Raw genomic sequence first — 6,382 nt, 5'->3', positions numbered from 1 at the left:
GACCTCGCTGGCCGGATCGCAAAGCCAGGCCTCGGCCCCGGCGCCGGTCGCCATGCCTGTGTAGTGCAGCACGATCATGTCGGGCCTGGGTGTTGTCTCGCGCCGCGGGCCGAAATTCGGCGATACCCTGACTTCGGCACGTGGCTCGTCGGGCAGAAAGCCGCTCATGCGTGGCGCAGGCCCCGCTCGATCATCTCGTAGGCGGCATTGATCGCCGCCACCCTGGTGGTCGCGATCTTGATGAATTCCTGAGGCAGGCCGCGCGCGATCAGCCGATCCGGATGATTGTCGGAAACCAGCTTGCGATAGCGTTTCCTGACCTCTTCGAACGGCTTGCCGCGCTCGATGCCCAGCACGACATAGGGATCCCCGGCGCCGAGATTGACGTGCCGGGCCATGATGGCTTCGTAATGCGCTTCGTCGATGCGGAAAATCTCGGCGATGCGGTGCAGGAAATGGCCTTCGCGCTCGTGCACCAGCCCGTCGGCCTTGGCAATGTGGAACAGACCGTCGAGTATGTCTTCAAGCATCACGCAGTTGGAATGCCCCGAACCGCACATCTGGGCCATCCGCTCGGCATAGGTTTCGAAACCGGCCACGTCGCGCTGGGCGAGATCGAACAGCCGCGCCACATTGCGCGTCTCCTTCGGCGGCACTTCGAATATCTCCTGGAAGGCGCGCACCTCGTCCTGGGTGACGATGCCATCGGCCTTGGCCATCTTGGCCGACAGCGCGATCATCGCCACCGAAAAGGCGACACGCCGGCGCAAATCCGCATCGCCGGAGAAAACCGTGCGCACAGCCTCGACAACGTCGACGACACCCGACGAGGTTGAGGATGAAACGCGGGTGATGAACTCGCCGAGGCGATCCCAAATCGACATGGCCTGCTTCTTAGAGCCACCGCTCCCTCCTATCAAGCCGGGACAGTGCCGCAGGCTTTGCGCGACAAATCGATCCGGCGCGCGAGAGGGATTGGCCCACGGCGCTCGGACGACATGAGAAAGGCCGGCGCGAGCCGACCTTCCTCATTCATCACAAGAAGTACTGCTTGCTCACTACTGCGCGGGCGCAGGAGCTGGTGTTGCCGGAGCCGGCTCGGCGGGCTTCTCGGGTGTGATGCTCTTCGTGGTCGAATTATCCGTTGCCGGAGGCGTCGCGGCCGGCGGCGTGGCTTCCGGGGTGGCCGGTTTCATCGGTTCCTCGGCGGCCGGCGGGTTGGTGCTCTGGGTGGTGGTGTTGTCCGTACCGCTGTCACTGCAGGCGGCGACGCCAAGCAAAGCCAAACCGGAAACGGACGCGAGAATGAGCTTTTTCATTTGTCTCTCCTTCAACACACGCTCACGTTGCCGTGAGCGGTCGAAGGACAAATGCGTCAGCCGGCCATGAGTTTCGTAACGTTGCGTTTCCGCATGTAACATCGTCTGGTTCATTTGCGATTGCCGCTCAGGCCGTAGCGAACTAACAGCATGTGCCGAAACACCGATCGAACAGAAGAGCGCCAGGGGCTGTCATGACCGAAAAATGGGATTTCTGGATCGACCGCGGCGGCACATTCACCGATATCATCGGCCGAGATCCGGAGGGCGGGCTGCACCCGCGCAAGCTTCTCTCCGAAAATCCCGAAGCCTATAACGATGCCGCCATCCAGGGCATTCGCGACCTTCTTGGCTTGTCGGCCGGCGACACGATCCCGAGCGGCCTGATCGGCGACATCAAGATGGGCACCACGGTCGCCACAAATGCGCTGCTGGAGCGCAAGGGCGACCGCGTGCTTTTGCTCATCACCAAGGGCTTCCGCGATGCGCTGAAGATCGCCTACCAGGCGCGCCCGGACATCTTCGCCAAGGAGATCATCCTTCCCGAACAGCTCTACGAGCGCGTCATCGAAATCAACGAGCGTGTGCGCGCCGATGGCTGCGTCGAACAATTGCTCGATATCGCCGCCTGCCGGCCGGCGATCGAACAGGCCAGGGCCGATGGCATCGATGCGGTCGCCATCGTCTTCATGCACGCCTGGAAATACCCCGAGCACGAGAAGGCGGTGGCGAAAGTCTGCCGCAAACTCGGTTTCAGCCAGGTCTCGGTCAGCCATGAGGTCTCGCCGCTGATCAAGCTGGTCGGCCGCGGCGACACCGCGGTGGTCGACGCCTATTTGTCGCCGATCCTATCGCGCTATGTGCAAAGGGTGGCGGGAGAGTTGGGTGCGGCGCCAAGCTCCCCTCTTGTGGGGGAGAGCGATCGATTCCCCCGCCTGATGTTCATGATGTCGTCGGGCGGTCTCACCGCCGCCGACATGTTCCAGGGCAAGGACGCACTGCTGTCAGGACCAGCCGGCGGTGTCGTCGGCATGGTCGAGACGGCCAGGCTCGCCGGCTTCGACAAGGTCATCGGTTTCGACATGGGCGGCACCTCGACCGACGTCGCTCACTATGACGGCGAATATGAGCGCGCCTTCGACACCGAGGTCGCCGGCGTGCGCATCCGCGCGCCGATGATGCGCATCCATACCGTCGCCGCCGGCGGCGGCTCGATCCTGCATTACGAGGCCGGCCGCTTCCGGGCCGGGCCGGATTCGGCTGGCGCCAATCCCGGCCCGGCAGCCTACCGGCGCGGCGGCCCGCTCGCCGTCACCGACGCCAATGTGATGCTGGGCAAGCTGCAGCCCGATTTCTTCCCGGCCATTTTCGGACCCGGCCAGGACCAGACGCTCGACGTCGAGACGGTACGGGCAAAATTCGCCGCACTCGCCGCCGAAATCGGCGACGGCCGGTCGCCCGAGTCTGTCGCCGAGGGCTTCGTCACCATCGCCGTCGAAAACATGGCCAATGCCATCAAGAAGATCTCCGTGCAGCGCGGCTACGACGTCACCGAATATCTCTTGAACTGTTTTGGCGGCGCCGGCGGCCAGCACGCTTGCCTGGTCGCCGATGCGCTCGGCATGGAAGCGGTGCTGATCCATCCCTTCTCAGGTCTTCTGTCGGCCTATGGCATCGGCCTGTCCTCGGTCTTTGCCTCGCGCCAGCAGGCGCTGCTGAAACCGCTTGCCGAAGAGTCCAGAACGGAGATCGGCAACCTCATTGCCATCTTGAGGAAAGCCGTTGTCGCAGAACTCGCGGCGCAAGGCATCGGCGAGGATACGGTCGCCACGAAGCCGGTGCTGCACATTCGCTACGACGGCACCGACACGACACTGCCGGTGAATTTCGAGGCGGATTCGATTTTCCAGGCCAGGCGCGATTTTGAAATCGCCCACAAGGCGCAGTTCGGTTTCGTCTATGACGACAAGCCGATGATCGTCGAGACCGTCGGCGTCGAAGGCACCGACACCGGCGGCACTGGGCGCGACGAAACTGAATCGCGAACCGAAGACCTTGCCGTAAGCCCTTCACAGACCCGCGAAATCTTCACCGAGGGAGAGTGGCGCACTTCACCCATCTTCCGCCGCGAGGCGCTGAAGCCGGGAAACAGGGTTGCGGGACCTGCCTTGATTATCGAGCCGAACCAGACAATCGTCATCGAGCCGGGCTGGCTGGCCGAAATCACCGCCAGGAACCACGTGCTCCTGCACCGCGTCGAGAAAAAGCGCCGGCAGGCAGCGCTCGGCACCGAGGCCGATCCGGTCATGCTGGAGGTCTTCAACAACCTCTTCATGTCGATCGCCGAGCAGATGGGCGTCACGCTGCAGAACACCGCCTATTCCGTCAACATCAAGGAACGGCTGGATTTTTCCTGCGCCGTCTTCGACCGGACCGGCGCGCTGGTCGCCAATGCGCCGCACATGCCGGTGCATCTCGGCTCGATGGACCGCTCGGTCGAAACCATCATCCGGCTGAATTCCGGCGACATCCACCCCGGCGACGTCTTTGCCCTCAACGCACCCTACAATGGCGGCACGCATCTGCCGGACATCACTGTCGTGACGCCGGTCTTCGATGATGCCAAGGAAAGAATCCTGTTCTGGGCCGCCTCGCGCGGCCATCACGCCGATATCGGCGGCACGGCACCCGGCTCGATGACGCCGCTCGCCACCACGGTCGACGAGGAAGGCGTGCTGTTCGACAATTTCCGCATCGTCGACCGTGGCCGCTTCCGCGAGAAGGAGCTGGAAACGCTGCTCACCGATCACCGCTATCCGGCCCGCAATCCGCACCAGAACATCGCCGACCTCAAGGCGCAGATCGCCGCCAACGAAAAGGGCGTAGCCGAACTGCGCAAGATGGTCGCCCATTTCGGCCTCGATGTCGTCGAGGCCTATATGGGCCATGTCCAGGACAATGCCGCCGAAAGCGTGCGCCGCGTGCTGGAGCGGCTGCCGGATAGTTCTGAGTACGAATACCCGACCGACACCGGCCAGATCATCAAGGTGAAGATCACGGTCGACCGGCAAAAGCGCGAGGCGACGGTAGACTTCACCGGCACCTCGCCGGTGATGAAGAACAATTTCAACGCGCCCGAGCCGGTGGCCCGCGCCGCCGTGCTCTACGCCTTCCGCGTCATGGTCGAGGATATGATCCCGATGAATGCCGGGTGCCTGCGGCCCATCAACATCATCATTCCCGATGGCTGCATGCTGAAACCCGCCTACCCCGCCGCCGTCGTCGCCGGCAATGTCGAGACCTCGCAGCATGTCACCAACGCGCTGTTCGGCGCCATGGGCGCCATGGCCAACGCCCAAGGCACGATGAACAACCTGACCTTCGGCAACAAGACGTATCAATATTACGAGACGATCTGCTCCGGCTCGCCGGCCGGCCGGATGAACTCGGGCCGCGGCTTTGCCGGCACCTCCGGCGTCCACACCCACATGACCAATTCGCGCCTCACCGATCCCGAAGTGCTGGAGCTGCGCTTTCCCGTTCTGCTCGAGGATTTCCACATCCGGAAAGATTCCGGCGGCAAGGGCAGATGGAGCGCCGGCGACGGCACCAAACGCACCATCCGCTTCCTCGAAAAGATGGAATGCGCGATCCTGTCCTCGCACCGCAACCGGCCGCCGCAAGGGCTGGACGGAGGCGGCGACGGCGAGGTCGGCTCGACCAAGATCCGCCGCAAGGACGGCACGATCGACCTGCTGAAAGCCTGCGACCAGACCATGTTGCAGGCCGGCGACGCCGTCATCCTGACGACGCCGACGCCGGGGGGATTTGGCAAGGCCTGAAACCGCTTGACTGGCTCGCGCCTCCCGGCCGCATTTATCACCAGCTATTCGGCGGCGATGCTAGCCTAGTAGGCTATTGCGCAGATGATAGCGGCTGTGATCGCCACCTCCTACTTCCCCGCACCATCGGAGCATTCTGACATTCTAGGGCACGTGGGACCGCAACCATTCAGGATTCCGCTATACGCTACCATTCGACAATAGCGAGCCGTTCACACGGTAAGAAAAGGTTTCGAAAGGCATTTCTCTACAAGTCTCGCTTGCTTCAATGTTCACAGCGATGTTGTAATGGCTTCGACTCCGGGGGGTTGGATGCGGAAGATTTTTCATGGGTTTTACGAGCCCACCAAAAAGGAATTAGACAAGATCTGGAAGACGGGACTTCTGGTCCCGGATACAAATGTCTTATTACACCTATTCAGATTTATGCCCGCTAGACGGGCGGAAGTCCTTGCTGCATTTAGGTCATTTGGGGATAGACTGTGGTTGCCTCATCAGGCCGGTGCAGAGTTCCAGGCAGACGGGCGCGATGCTGATTCGACCAATAGAGCGGCATATCAGAAGCTAAAAGATGAGCTGCTAAAGAAACGCAATGAGGTCGAAGGGGCAATTGGCGCGTTCTCCAGATTCGATCCTTGGCCCCAAGGATCCTCTATGGACGAGATCGGCAAGTTCTTCGAGCGCCTGACCCTTGAAGTTGAAACTGCCGTAAAGCAGCTTCCTGAAGCTCTATCGGTTTTCAAGGACGTTACTGACATCTTCGATGGAAAGGTAGGGAAGCAACCAGTCGACATCGAACAGCGACGGAAAGAAGCGCTGCGACGTTTCGATGCGAAAATCCCCCCCGGTTATAAAGACAAAGGCCGTCCGGGCGATTATCTGATTTGGGCTGAAATGAAGGACAAGGCAAAGTCGGCTCAGCTTCCGGTCCTTTTTGTCACTGACGATAACAAAGAAGACTGGTGGGCACGACATGATGGCAAGACCCTGGGACCAAGGCCTGAACTCAGGCACGAGTTTTTCGAAGCGACTGGCCAGTTGTTCTACGCATATTCGCCATCGCGCTTTTTAGCCTTCGTATCCAGCGAGGACGAAGAACTGGTTTCCAAGGAAACAGTGAAAGAGATGGAGAGAGTTCAAGAAACAAGAGAAATTCCTAGACGTTCAATTTTGTTTAGACATAGCGAAATGCTGAATCTCGTGACCGTCCTTGCCCTTCAT

At 61.1% G+C, this 6,382-nt stretch carries 4 protein-coding genes and 1 pseudogene; 2 read left to right on the top strand and 3 right to left on the bottom strand.

Features of this window, described 5'->3' with window-relative positions; genetic code table 11:
• From EN879_RS40055 to EN879_RS20005, 3 genes and pseudogenes are all read right to left on the bottom strand, one after another.
• A pseudogene (locus EN879_RS40055) lies at positions 1-168 on the bottom strand (N-acetylmuramoyl-L-alanine amidase); the annotation flags it as partial.
• Entirely contained in the window at positions 165-884 is a 720-nt protein-coding gene (locus EN879_RS20010) for a DnaJ family molecular chaperone (RefSeq protein ID WP_013530944.1), read from the bottom strand. The pseudogene EN879_RS40055 and the gene EN879_RS20010, both read right to left, overlap by 4 nt.
• A gap of 174 nt (positions 885-1,058) precedes the next feature.
• Positions 1,059-1,433, bottom strand: a complete 375-nt coding sequence (locus EN879_RS20005; RefSeq protein ID WP_244514312.1) for a hypothetical protein — start codon at positions 1,431-1,433, stop codon at positions 1,059-1,061.
• Positions 1,434-1,513: 80 nt separating this feature from the next.
• Between EN879_RS20005 and EN879_RS20000 the strand changes: the two genes are divergently transcribed.
• Positions 1,514-5,161, top strand: coding sequence for a hydantoinase B/oxoprolinase family protein (locus EN879_RS20000; protein WP_063168484.1), 3,648 nt, complete (start codon positions 1,514-1,516; stop codon positions 5,159-5,161).
• Positions 5,162-5,449: 288 nt separating this feature from the next.
• A partial coding sequence (locus EN879_RS19995; protein WP_348631499.1) for a PIN-like domain-containing protein occupies positions 5,450-6,382 on the top strand: 933 nt, incomplete at its 3' end.

The sequence above is a fragment of the Mesorhizobium sp. M7A.F.Ca.AU.002.02.1.1 genome (genome assembly GCF_003998535.1).
GTDB lineage: Bacteria > Pseudomonadota > Alphaproteobacteria > Rhizobiales > Rhizobiaceae > Mesorhizobium > Mesorhizobium ciceri.
This window is presented reverse-complemented; position numbering and strand designations above follow the sequence as displayed.

Bases quoted from the DNA above. Each gene is read 5' to 3' on its own strand.
- EN879_RS20000 (WP_063168484.1), top strand. From the start codon at position 1,514: ATGACCGAAAAATGGGATTTCTGGATCGACCGCGGCGGCACATTCACC.
- EN879_RS20010 (WP_013530944.1), bottom strand. From the start codon at position 884: ATGTCGATTTGGGATCGCCTCGGCGAGTTCATCACCCGCGTTTCATCC.
- EN879_RS20005 (WP_244514312.1), bottom strand. From the start codon at position 1,433: ATGAACCAGACGATGTTACATGCGGAAACGCAACGTTACGAAACTCAT.